Source organism: Rhodovulum sp. BSW8 (genome assembly GCF_003314725.1).
Lineage (GTDB): Bacteria > Pseudomonadota > Alphaproteobacteria > Rhodobacterales > Rhodobacteraceae > Rhodovulum > Rhodovulum visakhapatnamense.
The window spans coordinates 43,179-68,501 of sequence record NZ_QNVX01000031.1 but is presented as its reverse complement, the minus strand read 5'-3'; the positions used below and the strand labels follow the sequence as shown (position 1 = coordinate 68,501).

The window sequence follows — 25,323 nt, the reverse complement described above, 5'->3', positions numbered from 1 at the left end:
GCCTCTCAGACGAAGCGGTTCACCAGCCCTTCCAGATATTCCTGCCGGCCCGAGCGCGGCTCGGGCTCGCGTTCCCCGGCCAGGACCCGTTCGGCGATCTGATCGAGGCTGCGTTCGCCATTCAGCATCGCCTGCGCCTCGGGTGCCTGCCAGCCTGCATAGCGGTCCTTCAGCGCGGCATCGAGGCTGCCCTCCTCGATCATCGCGGCGGCGGCCTTCAGGCCCCGCGCGCAGGTGTCCATGCCGAGGATGTGGCCATGGAACAGATCGGCCGGGTCGATCGACTGGCGCCGGATCTTGGCGTCGAAATTGGTGCCGCCGGTGGTGAAGCCGCCCGCCTTCAGGATCTCGCGATAAGCCAGCGCCACCGATTGCGGATCGTTCGGGAAATGGTCGGTATCCCAGCCGCATTGCGGATCGTTCCGGTTCATGTCGATCGAGCCCAGCACCCCCAGCGCCGCGGCCAGGGCCAGTTCATGTTCGAAGCTGTGGCCCGCGAGGAAGGCATGGCCGACCTCGATGTTCAGCTTGACCTCGTTTTCGAGCCCGTAGCGCTTGAGAAAGCCGTAGCAGGTGGCGACGTCGTAATCGTATTGGTGCTTGGTCGGCTCCTGCGGCTTCGGCTCGACCAGGATCGTGCCCTTGAAGCCGATCTTGTGCTTGTACTCGACCACCATCGACAGCATCCGGCCCATCTGGTCCATCTCCTGCCCGAGATCGGTGTTCAGCAGCGTCTCGTAGCCCTCGCGCCCGCCCCAGAGCACGTAATTCTCGCCGCCCAGCCGGTGGGTCACGTCCATCATCGCCTTGATCGAGGCGGCGGCATAGGCAAAGACCTCGGGGTCCGGGTTGGTGGCCGCGCCCGCCATGTAACGGCGGTGGGAAAAGAGGTTCGCGGTACCCCAGAGCAGGCGGATGCCGGTCTTTTCCATCTTCTGGCCGAAGACCTCGGCGATGCGGTTCAGGTTGGTGACCGTGTCGACCAGCGTCTTGCCTTCGGGGCGCACATCGGCGTCGTGAAAACAGAAAAAGGGCAGGCCCAGCTTGGAAAACAGCTCGAAGGCGACATCGGCCTTCACGAAGGCCCGGTCCATCCCGTCGCCATACCAGGGCCGCTCGAAGGTGCGGCCGCCGAACGGGTCGAGCCCCTCATAGGCGAGGCTGTGCCAGTAGGCGCCGGCAAAGCGCAGATGATCCTCCATCCGCTTGCCCAGCACCAGCGCGTCCGGGTCGTAATGGCGGAAGGCCAGCGGGTTGGGGCTGTCGGGGCCTTCATAGGCGATCTTGTCGATGCCGTGGAAGAAGTCGGTCATGTGCGGTCCTCCTGTCCGGGGCGGCGCCGCGTCCGCATGCGCCCCCCGCCTGTTTGGTAGCCCCGATCCGGGCATGGAACAATCGCGATGCCGGGATCGGGGGGCGGGTCAGTCCGCCCCGGCGGTCTCGGCCCAGACGGCCCCGGCCGCAGCCCGCGCGCCGTCGCGCTGAAGCCGCGCATAGGCCTCGGCCAGATGGCTCTTCAGGGTGCGCGCCAGCGCCTCGGGGAAGATCTCGCGGACCGAGAGCAGCGCCGCGACCTTGCCCACGGGCGTCTCGGCGCCGTCGCTCAGCGCGCGCAGCCGCCCGGCCAGCGGGTCGCGCACGTCGATGGGTCGGCCCGTCTCGTCGATGCCGCCGACATAGCGCATCCAGGCCGCGACGGTCAGGATCAGACCGGGGCTTGCGCGGCCCTCGACAAGGTTGTCCGACAGGGTGGCAAGGATGCGCTGGGGCAGTTTCTGGCTGCCGTCCATGGCGATCTGCCAGGTGCGGTGCCGGATCGCGGGATTGGCAAAGCGCGTTCCCAGCGCCTCGGCATAGGCGACCAGCGACACGCCGGGCGGCGGTGTCAGCGCCGGGGCGATCTCGTCGGCCCAGAGATGGCGCACGAAGCCGCCCAGCGCCGGGTCGGCCACGGTTTCGGAAATGGTCTCGTGCCCGGCCAGATAGCCCAGATAGGCCAGCGCCGAATGGGCGCCGTTCAGCATCCTGAGCTTCATGTGCTCGTAGGGCGTGACCTCGGCCACCAGCTCGGCCCCGACGGCGCCCCAGTCGGGCCGCGCGTCATCGACGAAATCGTCCTCGATCGCCCATTGCCGGAACGGCTCGTGCATCACCGGGGCGGCGTCGTGGTATCCGGTCAGCACCTCGACGCGGGCGATGTCCTCGGGGCTGGTGGCGGGCACGATCCGGTCGACCATGGTTGACGGAAAGCGGCCCTCGGTCCCGATCCAGTCGGCGAGGCCCGGGTCGATCCGGCTGGCCAGCGCCAGCACCACGCCGCGCACGACGCGGCCGTTATCGGGAAGGTTGTCGCAGGTCAGCACGGTGAAGGGGCGCAGCCCCCGGTCGTGGCGCAGCTGCAGCGCGCGCACCAGATAGCCCGGCGCCGAGACCGGATGGGCCGAGCCCAGATCGTGCAGGATGTCGGGGTGATCGAGATTGAGCGCGCCGGTCGCGGGATCGTGGCAATAGCCCTTCTCGGTGACGGTCAGCGTGACGATGCGGATCGCCGGATCTGCCATCGCCTCGAGTACCGCCTGCGGGTCCTCGGGGGCGACCAGAACCTCGCGGAGGATCTCGACCGGATGCGCGACGGCGCCCTCGGGGCCGAGCTCGAGCGCGGTATAGGCGCAGCCCTGCGGCGCCAGCGCGTCGCGGGTGCCGGGCGATTTCAGCGAGACGCCAATGATGCCCCAGGCGCCGCCCGAGCGGGCCACGGCCTCTTCGGTATAGATCGCGCCATGGGCGCGGAAGAAGGCGCCGAGGCCAAGGTGGACGATGCCGGCCTCGGGGGCCTTGGCGGTGCGGGTCATTCGGTCAGCGGGCAAGCCAGCCTCCATCTACGTTCAGGACCGCGCCGTGAATGTAGCGCGCGGCCGGGGAGCAAAGAAACGCGGCGGTTCCGGCGATGTCCTCGGGGGCGCCCCAGCGCCCGGCCGGAATCCGGTCGAGGATCGCCTGGCTGCGCACGGGGTCGTCGCGCAGCGCCGCGGTGTTGTTCGTGGCGATATAGCCCGGGGCGATGGCATTGACATTGATGCCCCGCCCCGCCCATTCGTTGGCGAGGATTTTCGTCAGCCCCGCCACCCCGTGTTTCGCCGCCGTATAGGCGGGAACGCGTATACCGCCCTGAAAGCTGAGAAGCGAGGCGATGTTGACGATGGCTGCGGGCAGGGTGCCTGTGTCCAAAGAGGCCCGGGCAAAGCCCTGGGACGTGAAGAAAAGCGCCTTCAGATCGACATCCATCACCGCGTCCCAGTCGGCCTCGGAAAAATCGAGACTGTCGGCGCGGCGGATGATGCCCGCATTGTTGACGAGGATGCTGTAGCCTTCCCCGGCAAAGAGATCGCGCCCGGCCATCGGGGCGGCCAGGTCGAGGATCAGGCTTTGGGCCGTACCGCCCGCGGCCTCGATCAGGCTCACGGTCTCGTCCGAGGGACGGCGCCCGGCGCAGGTGACGGCCGCGCCCTGCGCTGCCAGCGCCAGGGCGATGGCCTGCCCGATCCCGGTATTGGCGCCGGTCACGAAGGCGCGGCGGCCGTCCAGCGAGAACAGGGTCATCGCAGGTCTCCGGGCGCGACCATGTCCATGTCGGTGAAGTCGGTATTGTCGCCCGCCATCGCCCAGACGAAGCCATGGCGCCCGGTTCCGGCCCCGGCATGGATCGACCAGGGCGGCGAGAGCGCAGCCTCTTCATTGGCGACGAAGAGATGCCGGGTCTCGTCGGGCGGACCCATCAGGTGCAGCACCCGGTCTTCGGGCGCCATGTCCCAGTACAGATAGGCCTCCATCCGCCGGTCATGGGTATGGGGCGGCATGGTGTTCCAGACCGAGCCCGGCTCGAGCACGGAATAGCCCAGCACCAGCTGGCAGCTTTCCATCACCAGCGGGTGGATGAACTGGTTGATCGCCCGCCGGTTGGCGCCGTCGGCGCTGCCCAGTTCGACCCGGTTGGCCTCGGCCGGGCGGATCAGCCGGTTCGGGCAGGTCCGGTGCGCGGGTGCCGAGGCAAGATAGAACCGCCCCTCGCCCGCAAGGACGACCGGCCCCGCGCCCCTCCCCAGATAAAGCACATCGCCCCGCGCCATCGCCCAGCTTTCGCCCATGGCGGTGACGGTCCCCGGCCCGCCGAGATTGACGATCCCAAGCTCGCGCCGGTCGAGAAAGCCGGGCGTGCCGGTCTCGGGCACATGATCGAGCGTCAGCCGTCCGCCCGCTGGCACCGCGCCGCCCAGAACGAAACGGTCGTAATGGGTATAGACCAGCCGCAGCCGACCGTCCTGAAACAGGCCCTCTGCCAGGAAATGGCGGCGCAGCGCGGCGGTGTCCATGGTTCTGGCCTGGTCGGGATGCACCGCATGGCGGGTCTCGACCTGAAGCATGCTGTCCCCTTTCACAGGAAATCGTCGCGGCGGGGGGCGAAGCTGTCGATCAGCTCGCCCGCCTCGAGGCAGAGACAGCCATGTTCGGCCCCCGAGGGGATGACGAAGCTGTCGCCGGGCCCCACCTCGAAGCTTTCGCCCGCGACGGCAAAGCGGAACCGGCCCGACCGCACATGGCTTGCCTGCACATGCGGGTGGCTGTGCAGAGGGCCCTCGGCCCCTTGGGCAAAGCGGAACGAGACCAGCATCAGCTCGGGGGTCTCGGCCAGCACGCGGCGGCGGATGCCGGGGTCGGGTTCGGTCTCGGGATAGGGCATCGGTCGGTCCTCAGTGGAAGAGCCCGGGCAGCCAGAGCGACAGCGCGGGGATGTAGGTGACGGCAATCAGCGTGGCGAGCGCGGCCAGATAGAAGGGCCAGATCGTGCGCATCACCTGCCAGATCGGCACCCGCCCGACGGCGCAGCCGACGAACAGCACGGCGCCGACGGGCGGCGTGCAAAGCCCGATCCCGAGATTGAGGATCAGGATCACCCCGAAATGCACCGGATCGACCCCGAAGGCCTGCGCCACCGGCAGGAAGATCGGCGTGGTGATGACGATCAGCGGCGACATGTCCATGAAGGTGCCGAGGATCAGCAGCACGACGTTGATCAGAAGCAGGATCACCAGCGGGTTGTCGGACAGGTCCGCCAGCACCGCGACCAGCTGCGCGGGCACCCGCAGGAAGGCCAGAAGCCAGCCGAAGGCGGCGGCGCAGCCGATCACCATCAGCACCATCGCGGTCGTGCGCACCGCCGCCTTGGTCGCCTCGACGAAATCGGCGAAGCTGAGCGAGCGGTAGACCAGAAGCGTCACCCCCAGCGCGTAGACCACGGCGATGTTCGAGCTTTCCGAGGCGGTGAAGACGCCCGAGCGCACGCCGCCGAATATGATCGCGATCAGGATCAGCCCCGGAATGGCGTTCAGCAGAAGCCCGCCCAGCGCGGCGAGGCCCGGGAAGGGTTCGGTCGGATAGCCGCGCCGCAGCGCCACGAGGCGCGCCGCCATCATCAGCGACAGCGCCAGCAAGAGGCCCGGCACGATGCCAGCGGTGAAAAGATCGGCGATCGAGATCTTTCCGCCGGCCGAGATCGAATAGATGATCATGTTGTGCGAGGGCGGTATCATCAGCGCGATGATCGACGAGACCACGGTGATGTTGACGGCGTAATCGGTGCCGTAGCCGCGCGCCTTCATCTGCGGCACCATCAGCCCGCCCACCGCCGAGGCATCGGCCGCGGCCGAGCCCGAGACACCGCCGAACAGCACCGAGGCCGCGATGTTGACCTGCCCGAGCCCGCCCTTGAAATGGCCGACCAGCGCGCCTGCCAGCGCCACCAGCCGCCGGGCGATGTCGCCCCGCACCATCAGATCGCCCGCATAGATGAAGAACGGGATCGCCATCAGCGCATAGACCGAGACCCCCGAATTCAGCCGCTGGAACACCACAACGGGCGGCAGCCCCAGATACAGCACCGTCGCGAAGGAGGCCGCGCCCAGGCAGAAGGCCACCGGCGTACCGATCAGCAGAAGCGTGACGAAGCTGCCGAAAAGAACCCAAAGCTCCATCGCTCAGCGCGCCTCCGTCCCGGGTGCGGCGGACAGCCCGGCATCCGAGCCGGGCTCGATCTCGTGATCGTCGCCGAAGCGGGGCGTCGGCAGCCCGGCCGCGCGGCGGGCCAGCCGTTCCAGCGCGAACAGAGCCAGCAACGCGCCGCCGCCGACCAGCGGCAGGAAGTCGAAGGCGCCCGAAATGCCCAGCGCGGGCAGCTTGTTGCCCGCGGTCCGGTCGGCCAGTTCGGCGCCGTAGATCACCATGCCGGTGCCGAACGCCGCGACGACGAGGTCCGATACCGAATGGAGCCAGGGCCGGACCCGGTCCGGCAACACGTACAGCACCACGTCGAACGACAGGTGATAGCCCTCGCGAAGGCCCACCGCCGCGCCGAGAAAGATGAACCAGCCCATGATCATCACCGCCGCGGGCTCGGTCCATTGCAGCGAGTCGTTCAGCACGTAACGCCAGAACACCTGGGCGGCGATGAAGACGGTCATCAGCACAAGCCCCGCCCCCGCCGTCCAGAGCCCGGCCGTGGCAAGCGCGCCGGTGACCCGCGCAACCCTTCGCATCGTCCGCTGCACTCTTTCCTCCCCGGTTGCCCTTGCGGAACGGCGCGCGATCCGGGCCGCGCGCCGTCCGCATCGCTCATTCGGTGGCCTGAATCCGGGTCACCATGTCCTTCAGCTTGTCCGAGGTGACGTATTTCTCGTAGACCGGCACCATCGCCTCGATGAACGGGGTCTTGTCGATCCCGGTCACGATCTCGACGCCCGCCTCGCGCATCTTCGCCTCCGACTCCGCCTCGCGCGCCGCCCAGAGCTCGCGCATATGCGGCACCGAGTCCTTCGCGGCCGCGCGCACCGCCTGCCGGTCTTCGTCCGAGAGCCCGTCCCAGGTCTTTTTCGAGATCACCAGAACCTCGGGCACGATCAGATGCTGGTCGAGCGTGTAATGCCGGGCGACCTCGAAATGACCCGAGCTGTCATAGGAGGGCCAGTTGTTCTCGGCGCCGTCGATCACCCCGGTCTGGATCGAGGAATAGACCTCGCCATAGGGCATCGGCGTCGCATTGGCGCCGAGCGCATCGACCATGTCGACGAAAAGATCCGACTGCATCACCCGGAACTTCATGCCCTTCAGATCGGACATTGCCTGGATCGGGTGCTGGCTGTTGTAGAAGCTGCGCGCCCCGGCGTCGTAGAAGGCCAGCCCGATCAGGTCGTGATCGGCAAAGGCCGCGAGGATCTCGTCGCCGATGGGCCCGTCCATCACATGGTGCATGTGCTCGACCGAGCGGAAGATATAAGGCAGCGACGGCACCTGGGTTTCCGGGATCATGTTGTTGAACGGGCCGAGGCTGACCCGGTTCATGTCGATGACGCCGAACTGGGTCTGCTCGATCGTGTCCTTCTCTTCGCCCAGCTGGGCCGAGTGGAACACCTCGATGCACAGCGCGCCGCCGGTCCTCTCCTCCAGCAGCTTGCCCATGAATTGCACGGCCTCGACCGTCGGATAGCCCTCCGGATGGGTGTCCGAAGACCGCAAGGTCCGCTCGCAGGCCAGGGCCGCCGGGGCCAGGGCCACGGTCGCGAACGCCGCCGAGGCCAGCAGCGCCGCGAGGCTTTTCAGATGGGTCATGGTCTCCTCCCTTTGATGGCTGTCACAGCCGGTAGGCCTTCCGGGCAAGCCGGCAGGCGAGGTCGTGGATGACCTCATGGGCCTCGTCCCCGGTCAGCCGTCCGCTGCGGACGAGCGTCGCGAGGAACGCGGCATCGACCCGGCGCGCCACGTCATGGCGGGCCGGGATCGAACAGAAGGCGCGGGTGTCGTCGTTGAAGCCGACGGTATTGTAAAAGCCCGCGGTTTCCGTCGCGCTCTGGCGAAACCGGGTCATGCCTTCGAAACTGTCATGGAACCACCAGGGCGGGCCGAGCCGGAGGCAGGGATAGACCCCCGCCAGCGGCGCCAGCTCGCGCGCATAGGCGGTCTCGTCGAGGGTGAAGAGGATCACCGTCAGCCCCGGTTCCTCGCCGACCGCGTCGAGCAGCGGTTTCAGCGCCCGGACGTAATCGGTGCGCGTCGGGATGTCATAGCCCTTGTCGCGCCCGTAGCGGGCGAGAACCGGGGCCGAATGGTTTCTGAACGCGCCCGGATGGATCTGCATCACCAGCCCGTCCTCCAGTGACAGCCGCGCCATCTCGGTCAGCATCTGGGCACGGAAGGCTTCGCGCTCGGCGGCATCGGCCCGGCCGGACCGGACCTTCTCGTAAAGCGCCCCGGCCTCGGCAGGGGGCAGGTTCGCGGTGGCGGCACTTGGATGGCCGTGATCGGTGGCCGTCGCGCCGAAGCCCCGGAAAAAGGCGCGCCGGGCGCGGTGGGCGTCGAGATAGCCGTCATAGCGGGCGGGGTTCTCGCCCGCGAGGGCGCAGAAGGCGTCGATATTCCGGGCGAAGCCTTCGAAATCGGGGTCGGTGACGGCATCGGGGCGGTAGGTGGTGATGACCCGGCCGGGCCAGCCGCTGGCGCGGATCTCGGCATGCCAGCGCAGATCGTCGAGCGCGCCTTCTGTGGTGGCCAGCACCTCGATCCCGAACCGCTCGAACAGGGCGCGGGGCCGGTAGTCCGGCCGGGCGAGGCAATCGGCGATCCGGTCGTAAATCGCGTCGGCGGTGGCGGGGCCAAGCGGCTGATCGACGCCGAAGACCTCCTGGAAGGCATGGTCCAGCCAAAGCCGCGAGGGCGTGCCCCGGAACAGGTGGTAATGCTCGGCAAAGAGCCGCCAGATCGCGCGGCCGTCGGTTTCGGTCGGGCCGCCATCGGCGCGCGGCACGCCCAGCCGGTCGAGCGGCACGCCCTGGCTGTGCAGCATCCGGAAAACGTAATGGTCTGGGGTGACGAACAGCCGGGCCGGGTCGGGAAAGGGGGCGTTCTCGGCAAACCAGCGCGGGTCGGTATGGCCATGCGGCGAGACGATGGGCGCGGTCGCCACCGCGGCGTGAAGCTCTCGGGCCAGCGCCCGGGCGCCGGGGTCGAGCGGAAACAGCCGGTCTGCGTCGAGCAGCGCCATGGAACACCCCCCTGAAACCGTCCGGGCCTTCTTTGCGCTGTCCGCCCCGTCGCTGCGTCCGCGGTGGACTCGGGCCTTTGCTGTGACTAATATTCTAGTATATCACTTTTGGCCGCCGCTCAATCCCGATGACCAAACCGACCCTCGCGCCGCGTTTCGAGCCGCCCCTGCGGGCCTCGATCGCCGATGGCGTCTTCGCAGAATTGCAGCGCCAGCTCCTGTCGCTGGAACTCGAACCCGGCTCGAAGCTGTCCGAGGCCGAGATCGCCCGCGCGCTGGGGGTCAGCCGCCAGCCGGTGCGCGACGCCTTCTACCGGCTGGCCAAGCTGGGCTTCCTGCAGATCCTGCCGCAGCGCGCGACCACGGTGACGCTGATCTCGACGGGTGCGGTGATGCGGGCGCGGGCGATCCGCACCGCGCTCGAGGCCGAAACGGTGCGGGTTGCGGCCAGCGTGCTGGCGCCCGCCGATTTCGATGTGCTCGAAACGCTTCTGGCCGAACAGGACGCGGCCATCGCCGCCGCCGACCGGCCGCGCTTTCACCGGCTGGACGATCTCTTTCACCGCGAGATCTGCGAGCGCGCGGGGCTGGGCTATTTCTGGGACCTGATTGCCGAGAACAAGGGTCATATGGACCGCGTACGGATGCTGTCGCTGGCCTTCGCCTCGCGCCATGCCTGGGACGATCATGTGCGCATCGTTGCGGCGCTGAAGGCGCGCGACCCCGAGGCCGCCTGCGCCGCGCTGCGCGCGCATCTGAGCCGGATCCTCGGCCAGATCGAACGCATCCGCGCCGACAACCTGGCCTGGTTTGCCGACGAGCCCGCGCCGCCCGACCTCTGACGACGATCTGTCGCGCCCGCTTCGGCCCGCCACAATGATCCGGCGCAAGGCGTGGCCGCGGCCGGGCTGATTCACTTCGGACATCCGTGGGCGCGCGGCACCGGAGCCAGAGCCATGCCAGATCGCAGTCCAACCCCGTCTTCGCCTCGCCGGGGGCTGCCGCCGCGCGCCCTTGCGGTGCTTTATCTTGCGGCGATCCTGCTGCCGCTGGCCCTGGCCTGGACCGGCGGGCTCGAGCATCGGCGGCTTTCGATGACGCTGGCCGCAGGGGCCGGGATCGCCTCGGCGGCGATGATCCTGATGCAGATGGTCACCAGCGGACGGTTCGAGGCTGTCTCGGGTCGGATCGGCATCGACGTGACGATGGCGTTTCACAAATGGGCGGCGCCCACCGCGCTTGTGCTGGCGCTGGGCCATGCGCTGCTTCTGGTCGGGCCGCCCGATGCCGACCATCCGCACCGGCTGGCGCGGCGGTTCTTTCGGATGGCGACCGAGGACGGGCTGGTCGACGGGCGGCTGGCGCTCGGCCTGCTGGCGCTGATCGTGGGGATGGCTCTGCTGCGCGAGCGGCTGCCGCTGCGCTATGAAATCTGGCGGGCAAGCCATGCGCTGGGTGCGGTCGCGCTGGTCGGAACGCTGCTCTGGCATATCGCGAGCGACGCGCGCCCGGCGGGCCTGACCCTGCCCTGGTGGGGGCTCTTCGCACTGGCCGCGCTGGTCCCGGCTGCGGGCGTCTATCTGCGCCGCCTGACCCGGCCCGCCGCCGCCGACTGGCGCATCGCCGGGCTGCGCCCGGTGGCCGAGCGGCTTTGGGAATTGCGGCTCGATCCGCCCGCGGGCGGTGGGCTCAAGTTCCGGGCCGGGCAGTTCGCCTGGCTATCCTTCGGCGGGCGGCGGCTGCCGCTTTTCGATCATCCCTTCTCGATTGCCTCTGCGCCGGGGACGCCGGGCCTGCGCTTCCTTATTCAGGAGGCGGGCGATTTCACCGGCCATCTGGGCCAGCTTGCGTCCGGCACGCCGGTCGGACTCGATGCGCCGCATGGCAGTTTCGGGCTGACGGAGGGGGCCGGGCCGGTGCTGCTGATCGCGGGTGGCGTCGGGATCGCGCCGATCCTGTCGGTGCTCGACGATCTGGCGGCGCGCGGCGGCGGGCGGCCGGTACGGCTGGTCTATGCCTGCCGCAGCCCCGAGGCGATGGTTCCCGACGATCTGCTGCGCCCGGCCTGCGACCGGCTGGGGGTGGTGCCGCTGACGCTCGTCGATCGCGGGGCGGGGCCGGGGCTTGCACCCGGGCCGCTGACCGAGGCGCATCTGCGGGCGCTGCTGAACGGGCTCGATCCGGGGGCGACCCGGGCGCTGATCTGCGGGCCGGGACCGATGATGACCATGGCGGCCGATACGCTTGCCCGGCTGGGCCTGCGCCCCGAAAGGATCGGCTACGAGCGGTTCAGCTATGCCGTTGCCGAAAGCTCGGCCCGCGACCGGCGGATGCTGTCGGGATTTGCCGCGCTCTTTGCGGCCATCGGTGCGGCGGTTCTGGCTTTCGCGCTGGTCTGATCGGCGCGGCGGCCGAGTCTCGGCGCGCGCCAAGCTTGGGGCGGCGTCCTTTTCGCCCCGGCGCCCGCATTGTGACCCTATTTTGGGCAATGCGTGGCGGGCGGCCGGATTAGGTCCGGCATCGGACGTTCTGGAACTGGAACAGATTGACGCAGGGCGGTCCGGCCTTCAGGTTGATCACGTGGCGGGGCAATCGCGTCTCGTCACACGAGTTTCACCCAAGGCGTTGTGGGCACCTTCCAAAAGCCGTCCGGCCTCTCGCTTCGGCGAGACATACGGGCGGCTTTATTCTTGTGTCTTTCGACGGGCTTCTTTTGACGGGCTTCTTTTGACGGGTCCGTTACGAGGGGCCGCGCGATGTGTGGTCCGTGGCCCTGAAGGGCGTGCTTGGAAAGCCATGTCGGCCGACCCGATACCCGGTTATCCAGACTTGCTTGCGGGCCCGGAACGCCGAATAAACGGCAGGTAAAACAGACGTCAAAGAAAAGGCGAAAACTTTCTTTATTGCCACCATCGTGGGCGCGTAGAACGCGATGGTAAAGAAAGTCTCTCCGGTTTGAGTGGAGCGTGGTCATGAGTGGCAAGACGGTTCTGGTGACCGGAGGCGCAGGGTTCCTTGGCTCGCATCTCTGCGACAGGCTGGTCGAGGGCGAGGCGCAGGTGATCTGCGTGGACAACCTTCAGACCGGTCGGCTCGACAATATCTCGCATCTGATGCAGCGGCGCGGATTCCGGTTCATCCGGCATGACGTGACCGACCGGCTCTGCATCGACGGGCCGATCGACGAGATCTACAACCTTGCCTGCCCGGCCTCGCCGCCGCAATACGAACGCGATCCGATCCATACCTTCCGCACCAGCGTGCTGGGCGCGATGAACCTTCTGGATCTGGCCGAGGCCAAGGGCGCGCGCATCCTGCAGGCCTCGACCTCCGAGGTCTATGGCGATCCCATGCTCAGCCCGCAGTCGGAAACCTATTGGGGCAATGTCAACATGATCGGCCCGCGCGCCTGCTATGACGAGGGCAAGCGCGGCGCCGAGACGCTGTTTCATCTCTATCGCGAGGATCGCGGCGTCGATATCCGGGTGGCGCGGATCTTCAACACCTACGGTCCGCGGATGCGCCCCGATGACGGGCGTGTGGTGTCGAACTTCATCGTGCAGGCGCTGGCCGGAACGCCGCTGACCGTCTATGGCTCGGGCCGTCAGACCCGGTCGTTTTGCTATGTCGACGATCTGGTCGGCGGGCTGGTCCGGCTGATGGCCTCGCCGGCGACGGTGAAGGGGCCGGTCAATCTGGGCAATCCCGGTGAGTTCACGGTGCTGGCGCTGGCCGAGCTGGTGCTGGCCAAGACCGGCTCGCGGTCGAAAGTCGCGTTCCGGACGCTGCCGGGCGACGATCCGCGCCGCAGGCGGCCCGATATCGCGCTGGCCGAGCGGGTTCTGGGCTGGGGGCCGACGATTCCTCTTGAGGAAGGGCTTGACCGGACCATCCCCTATTTTGCAGAGGTGATGCATCAAAACGTGGCCGGAGTCTGACCCAGAGTGTCAACGCCAGGTCCCGTTCTCGTCACCGGCGGGGCGGGCTATATCGGAAGCCATACATGCCGGCGCCTGTCCGACGCCGGATACCTTCCCGTAGCCTTCGACAATCTCAGCACCGGCCATGCCGACGCGGTGCGCTGGGGACCGCTGGTCGAGGGCGATACCCGCGACCGCGCGGCGCTGATCCGCGCGATCCGCGCCCATGCGCCGGTCGCGGTCATCCATTTCGCGGCCGCCGCCTATGTCGGCCAGTCGATGCGCGATCCGGGTTTCTACTACGACAACAATGTCGGCGGCATGACCGGGCTGCTGTGCGCGTGTCGCGAAACCGGGCTCGACCGCGTGATCTTCAGTTCGAGCTGCGCGAGCTACGGTTTGCCCGAGGCGCTGCCGATCACCGAGGCGACGCCGCAGGTCCCGATCAACCCCTATGGCCGGACCAAGCTGATCGGCGAGCAGATGCTGGCCGATTTCGGCCGTGCCCACGGGCTGCGCCATGTCGCGCTGCGCTATTTCAACGCCTGCGGCGCCGACCCGGCGGCCGGGCTGTCAGAACGTCACGACCCCGAAACCCATCTGCTGCCGCTGGCGCTGGTCGCGGCGGCCGGGCGCGGTCCCGCGCTTGATCTTTTCGGCACCGACTATCCGACGCCCGACGGCACCTGCATCCGCGACTACATCCATGTCTGCGATCTGGCCGAGGGTCATCTGCTGGCGCTGCGGCACCTGGAAGGCGGCGGCGGCGATCTGCAGGTCAATCTGGGCACCGGGCGCGGGCACTCGATCCGCGAGGTGCTGGCGGCGGTCGAGCGGGTCATCGGCCGTCCGGTGCCGGTCACGGAACGGCCACGCCGACCGGGCGATCCGCCCGCGCTGGTGGCCGATCCGTCGCGGGCGCGCGCGGCGCTGGGCTTCGAGGCCCGGCACCGCGATCTCGACGGCATCCTGCGCGATGCGGCGCTGGCCTTGGGACTGGACGTGACCGATGCCGGGATGGCCTGACGCGGGACTGGCGGGGCTGCCGCCCGGGGCCGATCCGGGCGGGCCGTTTCTGGTGTCGCTGTTCTCCCGCGGCCAACGCTGGCGCTACCGTCTGGCGGCGCTGGCCTGGCTGGGCGCTGCCGTCTTCTTCTGGTCCTGGTGGCTGCAGCCCGCGCATGATATCGGCGGCCTTCGCTTTGCGATCTGCTCGGGGCTGCTGGGCTGGCTGACCTTCCTCCAGGCCTATTTCCTGGCCTTCCTGCTGCAGGCCCGGCGGCCTGTGGGCGATCTGGCCGGGCTGGCGGGCGCCCGCGTCGCCATGGTGGTGACGAAAAGCCCCTCGGAACCCTTCGAGATCCTGCGCGAGACGCTGAGCGCGATGCTGGCCCAGGACTGGCCGCACGATACCTGGCTGGCCGACGAGGACCCCGCCCCCGAGACGCTGGCCTGGTGCGCGGCGCATGGCGTGCAGGTCTCGACCCGAAAGGGCCGGGCCGACTATCACCGCCCCGACTGGCCGCGCCGCACCCGCTGCAAGGAGGGCAACCTTGCCTTCTTCTACGACAGCCACGGCTATGACCGCTACGATTTCGTGGCCCAGCTTGACGCCGATCACGTGCCGCAGCCGGGCTATCTGCGCGAGATGCTGCGCCCCTTCCTCGACCCGCGCGTGGGCTATGTCAGCGCGCCCTCGATCTGTTCCTCGAACGCCGCCGACAGCTGGTCGGCGCGGGCCCGGCTTCATGCCGAGGCGGCGTTTCACGGCGTCCTGCAGGCGGGATATTCGAACGGCTGGGCGCCGCTGTGCATCGGCTCGCATTACGCGGTCCGGACCCGGGCGCTGAGACAGATCGGCGGGCTTGGCCCCGAACTGGCCGAGGACCATTCCACCTCGATGCTGATGAATGCCGGGGGCTGGCGCGGGGTCCATGCCATCGACGCCATCGCCATCGGCGCGGGGCCGGCCAATTTCGCCGACATGCTGACCCAGGAGTTCCAGTGGTCGCGCAGCCTCGTGACGATCCTGCTGCGCTATACGCCGCGCTATCTGAAGGACCTGCCGCCCCGGCTGAGGCTGCTGTTTCTCTTCACCCAAAGCATCTATCCCGCGCAGGTGGCCTTCATGGCGACCGGGACGCTGATCCTGGCGGCGGCGCTGATTTTCGACATGCGCTTTGCCGGGGTCACCTATCCGGCCTTCCTGGGTCATGCCCTGCCGACGCTGGCGGTGTTTCTGGCGATCGGGACGATGCTGCGCCGCGACGGGCTGTACCGCCCGGCCGGGACGCCCGTGTTCAGCTGGGAACGCATGCTCTTTCCCTGTGCGCAATGGCCCTGGGCCGCCTGGGGCACGCTGATGGCGCTGCGCGACCGGATCTTCGGCGGCTTCGTCGATTACCGGATCACGCCGAAGGGGGCTGCGGCCGAGGCGCGGCTGCCGGTCCGGCTGCTGGCGCCCTATCTGGGCATCGCGGCGCTGGGGCTGGGGCCGGTCCTGCTGTTGCCCCATGTCGAGGAGGCTGCGGGCTTTTACCTTCTGTCGCTTTTCAACGGGGCGATCTATACCGGGCTCGTTGCGGCCGTTCTGGTCCATCAGCTGACCGAGAACGGGCTTCGGCTGAGGACGCGGTGGCGGGATTTCGGGCCCCATGTCGCGATGCTGGCGCTTCTGGTCGGGATGAGCGCCGGGGCGGTCTGGGTCCGGGGGGTGCAGAGTCTGCATTTCCTGACTGTCGGTCTTGGCCCGTTTCATGTCACCTCGGCACAGTATGTCGTGTCCGGGGCGGGGCAGGGGGGCCGCAAGAAGCTGCACTATGTGCTGGATTTCGGGCGCGACCCGGATCTCTGGCGCCCATGAGGACCTTCGCAGATGAGATGTGACACCGCCTTCGCCCTCGGTCTGGTCACCGCGCTCGGCCTGGCGGCCGCCGCACCGGCCGAACCGATCGAGGCCCCTCCGGGCGAAATGCCCTTCGGCGTCTACGACCCCGACGGCGCTTTCGCCGACGATCCCGAAGTGTCGATCGAGCATCTCTTCCTTCCCTGGGAAGACGTGTTCCTGCCCAGCCTGATCGAGGCCGACGCCTATGCCCGGGCGCGGAACCGGTCGGTCCTGGCCACGATCGAGCCCTGGACCTGGAACCGGTCCGAACGCAACACCCCCGAAGCCCTGCAGGAGGGCATCGCCTCGGGCGACTACGACCGCTACATGGCCTCGATCTGCGCGGTGCTGAACCTCTTCGAAAGCCCGGTCACCGTGCGCTGGGCGCAGGAGATGGAAGACGACAGCGGCCAGTTCATCTGGTCGAACTGGGACCCCGAGACCTACAAGGCCGCCTATCGCCGGATGGTCGATGTCTGCCGCGAGAACGCGCCGAAAGTGGCCTATATGTGGTCGCCGCTGGGCTATGAGGCGCTCGACGCCTATTACCCGGGCGACGACTATGTCGACATCGTCGGCCTGTCGGTCTTCGGGCTTCAGCCCTGGGAAACCGCCATTCTCGGCGAGGAACAGTCCTTCCAGTCGATCCTGGCGCCGCGCTATGCCCGGGTCGAGCGGTTCAACAAGCCGGTCGTCGTGGCCGAACTGGGCTTTTCGGGCCGCGAGGCATATGTCGCCAAATGGACCTCGGAGGTCCGCCAGATCTATCCCGAATTCCCCAACCTGGTGGCCGTGGTCTATTTCAACCAGGTCGAGGTCTACCCCTGGCCCGACGATTTCGGTCTGCCTGACTGGAAGGTCGGCGAACGCATCCTCGCCCCCTGAGGCCGACCTTCAACTGCCTGTTCCGGCATCGTTTTCGGCGGAATCCTGCGCATCCGGCCCGGCCCCGGCGCGCCGCGCGCGCCCCGGGGCGGCGGTGGCGCCGTTTGGGTCTCCCCTTTGCCTCCCGATGGCCACAGAAAGGAACCGTTTACCGGATAGCCTCGTTGGCATCCGTGGGACCGTCATTGCCATGGGGCCGTCCGTCCGGAGCGCACGCGTCTCTGTCCGGGACGGTTTGGTCGGCAAGGGACGTGTGGGTGCAGGACGGCGAGGGGAACGAGTCATGCCGGATCGCAAGAAAACAGTTTGCCTGCCTTTGGCGGGCCGCATATCGGCCGGGCCGATCGTCGCGCTCGGGGTCGCGCTTGCGGGCCTGTCCGGGCCTGCCGCGGCCGAAGGTTTCGCGCAGAACAAGGCCGTCGTCGGCGCCTCGGTCATGCGCTGGCTCGACCCGGCGCCGAAGCCGTCGCAGGCCAGCAAGTCCGAACGCAAGGCCACCGCGCTCGCGCTGGACCGGCGCCAGGGTCAGGGCTCGCATATCTGCTCGGCCTCGGGCTTCGGCCAGCGCCCCCGCTGTTTCGCCCGCTGACCCGCACTGGGGCAGGGCGTGCCCCGCAGCCCCTTTGCGGTCGCGTCAGAGCTGGGCTATGCCCGGGGCGAGAACCGCAAAGGGGACATCCGATGACAGCCGACAGATGCGCCGGGCCGGGACGCGGCAGATGATCGCCTATCTGGCCGGCTGGACCCGACGCAAGGACGCGATCTTTCGCGCCATCGGCGCCGCGGCCGGGGGCGGCCACCGGCTGGCGCTGATCGGGCTGTCGTTTCGGGGCTTTCCCGAAACCCGCGCCCGCACCGCCGAGGCGCTGGCCGTGGCCAAGCGCCAGCCGAAGGGCCGCCTTGGCCGGGTGCTGAAACGGGCGCTGATCGCCACGCAATACAACTGGTCGCGGCGCTATTTCGCCCGCCATCCAGACCGGATCGCGGTCTGCTGGAACGGGTTGACCGGGTCGCGCCGCGCCTTCATGGAGGGTGCCCGCGACGCGGGGGCGGGTCGGATCTTTGCCGAACTGGCGCCGTTTCCCGGCCGGGTGACGCTTGACCCCGTGGGGGTGAACGCCCGGAACGGGCTGCCGCGCGAGCCGCGCTTCTATCTCGACTGGGCGGCCGAGGACCCGTCGCGGCAGGGCGAGGACTGGCGCGCGCTGGGGCAGGGGCTGGTGGCGCGCGCCTCGCGCCGGGCCGATGTCGGGCAGGGCGGCGCCGGGGCGCTGGACGGCGCCGGGCCGTTCCTGTTCTGCCCGCTGCAAGTGCCCAATGACAGCCAGATCACGCTGTTCGCGGGCTGGGTGCGGTCGGTCGAGGGCATGATCGCGGCGCTGGCCCGGGCCTCGGCCGCGCTGCCCGAGGGCTGGCATATCCGGATCAAGGAGCATCCCTCGGCCCGGACCTCGCTGGCCGCGCCGCTGGCCGAGGCGACGGCAAAGGCGGGCGGGCGGCTGATGATCGACAACGCGACCGACAGCTTTGCCCAGCTTGCGGCCTCGCGAGGGGTCATCACCATCAACTCGTCGATGGGGCTGCAGGCCTTCTTTCACGACAAGCCGGTGATCGTGCTGGGCGAGGCTTTCTTCGCCATCCCCGGGCTGACCGTCCCCGCCCGCGACGAGGCCGCGCTGGCCGCGGTGCTGCGCGCGCCCGCGGATCTGGGCTTCGACCCGGCGCTCAGGGCGGCCTTCATGACCTATCTCGACCGGGTCTATTATCCGAAGATCGAAGAGGGCCCTGACGGCGTCCGGATCGATCCCGGGGCGCTGGCGCGGGTGCTGGCGGCGGCGCGTCCCTGAACGGGCCTTTCACCCGCGCGGGCTTTCCTGTATGGCTCCCCGGACTGAAATCCGACTTGCCTTAAGGGAGCCAGATATGGGCTACAAGGTCGCCGTCGTCGGCGCCACGGGGAACGTGGGCCGCGAAATGCTGAACATCCTCGCCGAGCGCGAGTTTCCGGTGGACGAGATCGCGGCGCTTGCCTCGCGCCGCTCGCTCGGCACCGAATGCAGCTTTGGCGACAAGACCGTCAAGACCCAGGATCTGGAACATTTCGACTTCGCGGGCTGGGACATGGCGCTGTTCGCCATCGGCTCGGAGGCTACCAAGGAATATGCCCCCAAGGCCGCCAAGGCCGGCTGCGTGGTGATCGACAACAGCTCGCTCTACCGCTACGACCCGGACATCCCGCTGATCGTGCCCGAGGTGAATGCCGATGCGATCATGGGCTATGCCAAGCGGAACATCATCGCCAACCCCAACTGCTCGACCGCGCAGATGGTGGTGGCGCTCAAGCCCCTGCACGACCGCGCGAAGATCAAGCGCGTCGTGGTCTCGACCTACCAGTCGGTGTCGGGTTCGGGCAAGGAGGCGATGGACGAGCTTTGGAACCAGACCAAGGGCATGTATGTGCCGGGTCAGGAAGTGGCGCCGTCGGTCTACCCCAAGCAGATCGCCTTCAACGTGATCCCGCATATCGATGTCTTCCTCGATGACGGGTCCACCAAGGAAGAGTGGAAGATGGTCGCCGAAACCAAGAAGATCGTCGACACGTCGATCAAGGTCACCGCGACCTGCGTCCGGGTGCCGGTCTTCGTCGGCCATTCGGAATCGATCAACATCGAGTTCGAGGAGTTCCTCGACGAGGACGAGGCGCGCGACATCCTGCGCGAGGCGCCGGGGATCATGGTCGTCGACAAGCGCGAGGCCGGCGGCTACGTGACCCCGGTCGAATGCGTGGGCGAATTCGCGACCTATATCAGCCGGATCCGGCAGGACTCGACCATCGAGAACGGGCTGAACCTCTGGTGCGTTTCGGACAACCTGCGCAAGGGCGCCGCGCTGAACGCGGTACAGATCGCCGAACTGCTCGGCCAACGCGTGCTGAAGAAGGGGTGAGCGGCGATCCGGGGCGTCCGCCCCGGCAAACGCTCCAGTGGAGCGTTTGAGCCGCGAACGGGCGGAGCCCCGGCCAGGCGGCGGCCCGGGGCGCCAGCCCTCGGGCATATCGCGATCCCCAACCATCCTGCGGTCCCGGTCATGCGTCATCAGGGGGCCGCGGGCGCCGCGTCGGCCCTTGCCATCTTCCGTCCCCATGTCTCTCGCTGCGCGCGACGCCATGCGGTTTCTCGCGTTCCGCTTGCAGCCCACCGGCCCTTGCCGCAGTCTCGCGCCAGACCCGCAGTCTTCGGAGCGATACGATGCGAGCCTTTGCCCTTTGCCTGATCCTGACCCCCCTTCCGGTCTGGGCCGACGATCTGCTGATCCCCAGCCGGGTCAGCGCGGTGACCCTGTTTCCCGATGGCGCGGCGGTGACGCGGAGTGCCGCGTTCGATCTTCCGGCCGGAGCCCATCGCCTGATTCTGGCCGACTTGCCCGCGACCACGCCGCTGGGGTCGGTCCGGGTCGCGGTCGAGGGCGCGAGCCTTGGCAGCGTTTCGGCGCGGCGCGATTTCGTCCTGCCGCGCGGCGCGGGCAAGTCGCCCGAGATCGAGGCCGCCGAGGCCGAGGTCGAACGCCGCCGCCAGGCGCTTGAGGCCGCCGAGGCCGACATTTCCCGCACCCGCGCCGAGGCACAGGGGGCCGAGGCGCGCGCGGCCTTTCTCGGGCGGCTCGGTCAGGGCGAGGCGGCGATGACCGTCGAGGATCTGCGCGCGCTCGCCCGGATGATCGGGACCGAGACCGAAGGGGCGCTGGCGGATGCCATCGCCGCCCGGGGCCGCGCCGACGCCGCCGAACGCGGGCTGACGCCGCTGCGCGCGGCGCTGGCCGAGGCCGAACAGGCGCTGGCGGCGCTGGTGCCCGAGGATGCCGCGCGCGCGATGCTGGCGATCGCCGTCACCGGCCCCGAGGGCGCGCCGGTCCAGGGCGAGGTCACGGTCAGCTATACCGTCGAGGCCGCCCGCTGGAGGCCGGTCTACGATCTTCGGCTGGACCGCGCGGCCCGCGTGCTGACCGTCGAGCGCGGCGCGCTGGTGGCGCAGGAAACGGGCGAGACCTGGTCGCAGGTCGCGCTGAGCCTGTCGACGGCGCGGCCCGGCGGCCAGACGGCCCCGAGCGATCTCTGGCCGCTCTTGCGCCGGATCTCGGACCCGGTGGCGGCTTTCGAGCCCTCGGATCTGGCGGTCCGGTCGCGCGCGGTCCTCGCCGCGCCGCAGATGGCCGAAATGGACGCAGCCCCCGCCGGGGCCGCGCCGGTGATCGCGGTTGCCGAGTTCGACGGGCTTGCGGTCAGCTATGACTACCCGGCTGCCGTCGACATTGCGACCGGCGCCGACAACCTGCGCCTGTCGCTGGGCGATCTGGCGATGCCGGTCGAGCTTGTGGCCGAGGCGGTTCCCGAATTCGACGACAGCGCCTATCTGGTGGCCTCGCTCGTCAACGAGACGGGCGAGATCCTGCTGCCGAGTTCCGAGGCGATGGCCTATCTCGACGGCCGCTTCGTCGGTCAGCAGGCGATCGGGCTGATCCCGGCGGGGGCCGAGGCCGACCTGCCTTTCGGTCCCATCGACGGGCTGCGGCTGACCCGCACCGTGCTGGATCGCAACGAGGGCGACCGGGGGGTCCTGAAGCGGAGCAACGAACAGTCCGAAGCGGTCAGGATCGAGGTCGAGAACCTCACGGGCGAAAGCTGGCCGGTGCGGCTTCTGGACCGGGTGCCCTATTCGGAACAGGAAGATCTGAAAATCGTCTGGCAGGCCGATCCCGCCCCGACCGGGACCGATGTCGAAGGTCGGCGCGGGCTGCTGGACTGGCGCTTCGACCTTGCGCCGGGCGCCACGCGCGAGGTGGCGCTCAGCCATCGCCTGACCTGGCCCGAGGGCAAGGTTCTGGACTAGCTGGCGCTCCGCCCCGCCAGGCCAACCGCTGGCAGGGCGTCGCGGGGCGGGTTCAGCCCGCCCGGGCGCGGATGCCCTCGCCCGAGGCAGCCGTCGGCACCAGCGCGCGCACCAGATCCTTGACCGACAGAAGCCCGACCTGCCGGCCGTCCCGCACCACGCGATAGCGCAGCGACGTGTCGCCACCCGACAGCGCGATGACCGATTCCAGATTGGCATCGGCCTCGACATCGCCCGCGACGCCTTCGGGCGCCGCCTCGGTCCGGGTCATCACCGACCGCACCCGCAGCACCCGGGCGCGATTGATGTCCGAGATGAAGTCGACGATGTAGGGATCGTTCGGATGCATCAGGATATGCTGCGGCTCGCCCTGCTGCACGATCTCGCCATCCTTCAGGATCACCAGGTGATCGGCCAGCTTCAGCGCCTCGTCCAGATCGTGGGTGATGAAGACCACGGTCTTGTGCAACTCGGCCTGCAGCTCCAGCAGCAGATCCTGCATGTCGGTGCGGATCAGCGGGTCGAGCGCCGAAAACGCCTCGTCCATCAGCATGATGTCGGCATTCGAGGTCAGGGCGCGCGCGATGCCCACCCGCTGCTGCATGCCGCCCGACAGCTGATGCGGGAACTGGTTGCCCTGACCTTCCAGACCCACGCGGTCGAGCCACTTGCGCGCCTCGTCCTCCCATTGCTCGCGCGGCACGCCCCGGACCTCGAGCGGTGTGCCCGCGTTCTCCAGCACGGTCCGGTGCGGCAGCAGGGCGAATTTCTGGAACACCATCGACATGTTCACCCGGCGCAGTTCGCGCAGCCGGGCGTCGTTATAGGCCAGCACATCCTCGCCATTGACAACGACCTCGCCCGAGGTGGGCTCGATCAGCCGGTTGATATGCCGGATCAGGGTCGATTTGCCCGATCCCGACAGACCCATGATGACCGTCATCTGCCCGGCCTTCATGTCGACATTGATGTCCCTCAGCCCCAGCACATGGCGGTGGGCTTCCAGCAGCTCGGCCTTGTCCATCCCCGACCGCGCCAGCGGCAGGACCGATTGCGGGTCGGCGCCGAAGATCTTGTAGAGGTTCCGGATCGAGATTTTCACATCGTCGCTCATCTGGGGGTCCTCACTGTTTCTGCGCCGTGTTCACGCGGGCCAGTGCCGCCTTGGTGACCCGGTCGAGGATCACCGCCAAAAGCACGATCCCCAGCCCCGAGACGAGGCCGACGCCCAGTTCGAGATTGCGGATGCCGCGCAGCACCAGAACGCCCAGACCCGGGGCCGAGACCATCGAGGCGATCACGACCATGGCGAGGCTCATCATGATGGTCTGGTTGACGCCCGCCATGATGTTGGGCAGCGCCAGCGGGATCTGCACCCCCCAAAGCTTCTGGCGGCGGGTCATGCCGAAGGCGTCGGCGGCCTCGATCACCTCCTTGTCGACGAGCCGGATGCCCAGATTGGTCAGCCGGACGACGGGCACGATGGCGTAGACGATCACCGCGATGCCGTAAAGCTTGGGCTCGGTCACCGAGAACAGGAAGATCAGCGGGATCAGGTAGACGAAGGGAGGCAGGGTCTGCAGCATGTCGAGGATCGGGATCGCGATCCGCTGGAACGTGTCGCTGCGCGACATGGCGATGCCGATGGGCACCCCCAGCAGCACGCAGATGAAGGCGCAGACGAAGATGATCGCCAGCGTCTGCATCGCGTAGTCGTAATGGTTGATGAAGGCCAGAAAGCCGATGCAGGCGGCGACGAAGGCCACCAGCCCCCAGGACCGGGTGACCAGGCGCACGACCAAGAGGATCAGCGGGATCATGATCCACCAGGGCGAGGTCTGGAACAGCCACAGCGCGCCTTCCAGCGCCCAGCTGAGCGGCTGGGTCAGCGGGTCGAGCACGACGCTGAGCCCGTCCTTGATCGACAGGAAGCCGTCTTCCAGCCCCTTGGTCAGTTCGCGCGCCTGCGGAAAGGCCGGGCAGGCCCGGTTGAGCGCGTTCATCGAGGGAAAGGGAAAGTCCCAGAGCGAGGGGGCTGGCGCCGCCGCCCCGCGGGCCTGGCCCAGAAGATCGGCCATCGACATCGGGGCCGCCGAGGCGCCGCCGTCGCACCAGGCGCGCAGGCCCAGCCCGTCGAAGAGAAAATCGTAGCTTGCCATCTGTTCGGGTCTCCTTGAGAGGGGGCGGTCCGGCCCCTCGGGAACGGAAAGGACGGGCCTGCCGGGGACAGGCCCGTCCGAAATCCGCGTGTCGCGTTTACTGGTTCAGCAGAGCCGCCAGTTTTTCGCGTGCCGCATCGTCGAGCCAGGCCGACCAGACATCCTTGTGCTGGGTCAGGAAGTAGACCGCGCCTTCCTCGGGCGAGGCGTTGTTCTCGTCCATCCAGGCGATGACCGCGCTCATGTCGTCGACGTCGAAGCTGACCTTGCGCAGCATCTCGGCGACCTCGGGTTCGCGGTCGGCGAAATCGGCGGTGACGACGGTCAGCACCGGTGCGGCCGGGAAGGCCGAGGGTTTCGGGTCGGGAGTGTCGGGGGTCTGGTTGGCCTCGTGGGCGGCCTCGTCATAGGGGCCGAGATCGACCGACACCATGTTGTACTTGCCCAGCACCGCGGTCGGCGCCCAGTAATAGCCGAACCAGGGCTCTTTCTTCTCGTAGGCCGAGGCCATCGAGGTGGCCAGCGTCTCGCCCGAGCCGTGGTTGAAGACCTCGATGCCATGGCCTTCAAGGTCGAAGGCCGGGATCAGGTTGTCGTTCACGACCCGGCAGCCCCAGCCGTCGGGGCAGTTGTTGAAGGTGCCGCCGACCCAGTCGGGATGGGCCAGGACGCCCTCGATGGTGGTCAGTTCGGGATGTTCCTCGGCCAGATAGTCGGGGATCCACCAGCCCTCGACCCCGCCGGGATCGAGCACCTTGCCCAGTTCCTCGATCTTGCCCTGGTCCTTGAGCTTGGAATAGACCTCGCCGGTCGAGTTGACCCACATCTCAGACACGGTGTCGGGCTCGCCGTTCTCGGCGATCGAGGTCACCGCAGGCACGGTGTCCGAGGGCACGACCTTGACCGTGCAGCCGTAGCCCTGCTCCATCAGGAATTTCTCGACATTGGTCACGACCGAGGCCGAGGCCCAGTTCATCTCGGCGATCGACACCTCGCCGCACTCGGCCTGCGCCATTGCGGGCAGGGCCAGTCCGGCCAGAAGGGCGCCAAGGGCTGTTGCTCGTTTCATCGGATGCTCCGTCTTGAAAGGTGAAAGGACTTTGTCTGTCGCCGGGAAGGACGGGTCGGAGGCCGCGGCGGCAGGGCTGCGATGGGGGTCGGGCCGCCGACAGACGGCCCCGCGCGCTGCGAGGCGACGGCCGGACGGCGGGACGCGGACCCCCGCCTTGTCGGCATGTATTCGAAAACCAAGCATCGCAACCGGGGCCGGGTTTAGGGGAAATCGCCTTCTCTGCCAACCGAAGAATGCCAATTTGCGACATGGTGGGTCGTTTTCAGGCGCATCCGGCGGCGGGCTGCGGGCGCGACCCTTCAGCAAATCCCGCGGGATTTCCGCCGGTTCCGCCGGGGCGGCGCCGCATCCGCCTGCCGGTTCCGGTCCGCGCGGCCTGTGCGCGTTTGCCGCGGATTTGCCCCGCTTCGGCGGTCCTTTCCTTTA

At 68.4% G+C, this 25,323-nt stretch carries 22 protein-coding genes; 10 read left to right on the top strand and 12 right to left on the bottom strand.

Features of this window, described 5'->3' with window-relative positions; genetic code table 11:
* Positions 1 to 5: 5 nt before the first annotated feature.
* The 9 genes from xylA to uxaC form a co-directional block, all read right to left on the bottom strand.
* Positions 6 to 1,313 carry a xylose isomerase gene (gene xylA / locus DSD19_RS13645; protein WP_113669975.1) on the bottom strand — a complete coding sequence of 436 codons (1,308 nt, stop codon included), beginning with the start codon at positions 1,311 to 1,313 and terminating at the stop codon, positions 6 to 8.
* Positions 1,314 to 1,421: 108 nt separating this feature from the next.
* Entirely contained in the window at positions 1,422 to 2,867 is a 1,446-nt protein-coding gene (locus DSD19_RS13640; protein WP_371412607.1) for a mannitol dehydrogenase family protein, read from the bottom strand.
* Positions 2,857 to 3,600, bottom strand: coding sequence for a 2-dehydro-3-deoxy-D-gluconate 5-dehydrogenase KduD (gene kduD / locus DSD19_RS13635; protein ID WP_113669973.1), 744 nt, complete (start codon positions 3,598 to 3,600; stop codon positions 2,857 to 2,859). Before kduD ends, DSD19_RS13640 begins: the two co-directional genes overlap by 11 nt.
* Entirely contained in the window at positions 3,597 to 4,421 is an 825-nt protein-coding gene (kduI, locus tag DSD19_RS13630; protein ID WP_113669972.1) for a 5-dehydro-4-deoxy-D-glucuronate isomerase, read from the bottom strand. Before kduI ends, kduD begins: the two co-directional genes overlap by 4 nt.
* An 11-nt stretch (positions 4,422 to 4,432) precedes the next feature.
* Complete coding sequence (locus DSD19_RS13625) at positions 4,433 to 4,738, bottom strand: cupin domain-containing protein (protein ID WP_113669971.1); 306 nt, start codon at positions 4,736 to 4,738, stop codon at positions 4,433 to 4,435.
* Between the two features lie 10 nt (positions 4,739 to 4,748).
* Positions 4,749 to 6,029: a TRAP transporter large permease gene (locus DSD19_RS13620; protein ID WP_113669970.1), complete on the bottom strand. Its 1,281-nt coding sequence runs from the start codon at positions 6,027 to 6,029 to the stop codon at positions 4,749 to 4,751.
* A gap of 3 nt (positions 6,030 to 6,032) precedes the next feature.
* Positions 6,033 to 6,590, bottom strand: a complete 558-nt coding sequence (locus tag DSD19_RS13615) for a TRAP transporter small permease (RefSeq protein WP_113669969.1) — start codon at positions 6,588 to 6,590, stop codon at positions 6,033 to 6,035.
* Between the two features lie 76 nt (positions 6,591 to 6,666).
* On the bottom strand, positions 6,667 to 7,659 hold the full coding sequence (locus tag DSD19_RS13610; RefSeq protein ID WP_113669968.1) for a TRAP transporter substrate-binding protein: 993 nt from the start codon (positions 7,657 to 7,659) through the stop codon (positions 6,667 to 6,669).
* 22 nt (positions 7,660 to 7,681) lie between these two features.
* The gene (gene uxaC / locus DSD19_RS13605) at positions 7,682 to 9,088 is read right to left on the bottom strand and encodes a glucuronate isomerase (protein WP_113669967.1); all 1,407 of its coding nucleotides are present in this window, start codon (positions 9,086 to 9,088) and stop codon (positions 7,682 to 7,684) included.
* A 128-nt stretch (positions 9,089 to 9,216) separates the two neighbouring features.
* On the opposite strand from uxaC, the gene DSD19_RS13600 reads away from it, so the two are divergent.
* The 10 genes from DSD19_RS13600 (at position 9,217) to DSD19_RS13555 (ending at position 21,666) form a co-directional block, all read left to right on the top strand.
* The gene (locus tag DSD19_RS13600) at positions 9,217 to 9,930 is read left to right on the top strand and encodes a GntR family transcriptional regulator (RefSeq protein ID WP_113669966.1); all 714 of its coding nucleotides are present in this window, start codon (positions 9,217 to 9,219) and stop codon (positions 9,928 to 9,930) included.
* 114 nt (positions 9,931 to 10,044) lie between these two features.
* Positions 10,045 to 11,487 carry a ferric reductase-like transmembrane domain-containing protein gene (locus DSD19_RS13595; protein WP_113669965.1) on the top strand — a complete coding sequence of 481 codons (1,443 nt, stop codon included), beginning with the start codon at positions 10,045 to 10,047 and terminating at the stop codon, positions 11,485 to 11,487.
* Positions 11,488 to 12,060: 573 nt separating this feature from the next.
* Complete coding sequence (locus DSD19_RS13590; protein ID WP_113669964.1) at positions 12,061 to 13,026, top strand: UDP-glucuronic acid decarboxylase family protein; 966 nt, start codon at positions 12,061 to 12,063, stop codon at positions 13,024 to 13,026.
* A gap of 6 nt (positions 13,027 to 13,032) precedes the next feature.
* The gene (gene galE, locus DSD19_RS13585; protein WP_113669963.1) at positions 13,033 to 14,034 is read left to right on the top strand and encodes a UDP-glucose 4-epimerase GalE; all 1,002 of its coding nucleotides are present in this window, start codon (positions 13,033 to 13,035) and stop codon (positions 14,032 to 14,034) included.
* Positions 14,018 to 15,871, top strand: coding sequence for a glycosyltransferase family 2 protein (locus tag DSD19_RS13580; protein ID WP_113669962.1), 1,854 nt, complete (start codon positions 14,018 to 14,020; stop codon positions 15,869 to 15,871). The genes galE and DSD19_RS13580 overlap by 17 nt, the downstream gene beginning before the upstream one ends.
* Positions 15,872 to 15,883: 12 nt before the next feature.
* Complete coding sequence (locus tag DSD19_RS13575; protein WP_075787328.1) at positions 15,884 to 16,780, top strand: glycoside hydrolase family 26 protein; 897 nt, start codon at positions 15,884 to 15,886, stop codon at positions 16,778 to 16,780.
* A gap of 283 nt (positions 16,781 to 17,063) precedes the next feature.
* On the top strand, positions 17,064 to 17,369 hold the full coding sequence (locus DSD19_RS13570; protein WP_134078826.1) for a hypothetical protein: 306 nt from the start codon (positions 17,064 to 17,066) through the stop codon (positions 17,367 to 17,369).
* A 130-nt stretch (positions 17,370 to 17,499) separates the two neighbouring features.
* Positions 17,500 to 18,627 (top strand): capsular biosynthesis protein, encoded by a 1,128-nt coding sequence (locus DSD19_RS13565; RefSeq protein WP_113670001.1) that lies wholly within the window; start codon positions 17,500 to 17,502, stop codon positions 18,625 to 18,627.
* 76 nt (positions 18,628 to 18,703) lie between these two features.
* Positions 18,704 to 19,726, top strand: a complete 1,023-nt coding sequence (locus DSD19_RS13560; RefSeq protein ID WP_075787326.1) for an aspartate-semialdehyde dehydrogenase — start codon at positions 18,704 to 18,706, stop codon at positions 19,724 to 19,726.
* A 302-nt stretch (positions 19,727 to 20,028) separates the two neighbouring features.
* The gene (locus DSD19_RS13555) at positions 20,029 to 21,666 is read left to right on the top strand and encodes a DUF4139 domain-containing protein (RefSeq protein WP_113669960.1); all 1,638 of its coding nucleotides are present in this window, start codon (positions 20,029 to 20,031) and stop codon (positions 21,664 to 21,666) included.
* A 52-nt stretch (positions 21,667 to 21,718) separates the two neighbouring features.
* Here the strand turns inward: DSD19_RS13555 and DSD19_RS13550 are convergent, their stop codons facing one another.
* The 3 genes from DSD19_RS13550 to DSD19_RS13540 form a co-directional block, all read right to left on the bottom strand.
* Positions 21,719 to 22,780 carry a glycine betaine/L-proline ABC transporter ATP-binding protein gene (locus DSD19_RS13550; protein ID WP_113669959.1) on the bottom strand — a complete coding sequence of 354 codons (1,062 nt, stop codon included), beginning with the start codon at positions 22,778 to 22,780 and terminating at the stop codon, positions 21,719 to 21,721.
* A gap of 10 nt (positions 22,781 to 22,790) precedes the next feature.
* Positions 22,791 to 23,825: a proline/glycine betaine ABC transporter permease gene (locus DSD19_RS13545; protein WP_113669958.1), complete on the bottom strand. Its 1,035-nt coding sequence runs from the start codon at positions 23,823 to 23,825 to the stop codon at positions 22,791 to 22,793.
* 97 nt (positions 23,826 to 23,922) lie between these two features.
* Positions 23,923 to 24,894, bottom strand: a complete 972-nt coding sequence (locus tag DSD19_RS13540) for an ABC transporter substrate-binding protein (RefSeq protein ID WP_075787322.1) — start codon at positions 24,892 to 24,894, stop codon at positions 23,923 to 23,925.
* Positions 24,895 to 25,323 lie beyond the last annotated feature (429 nt).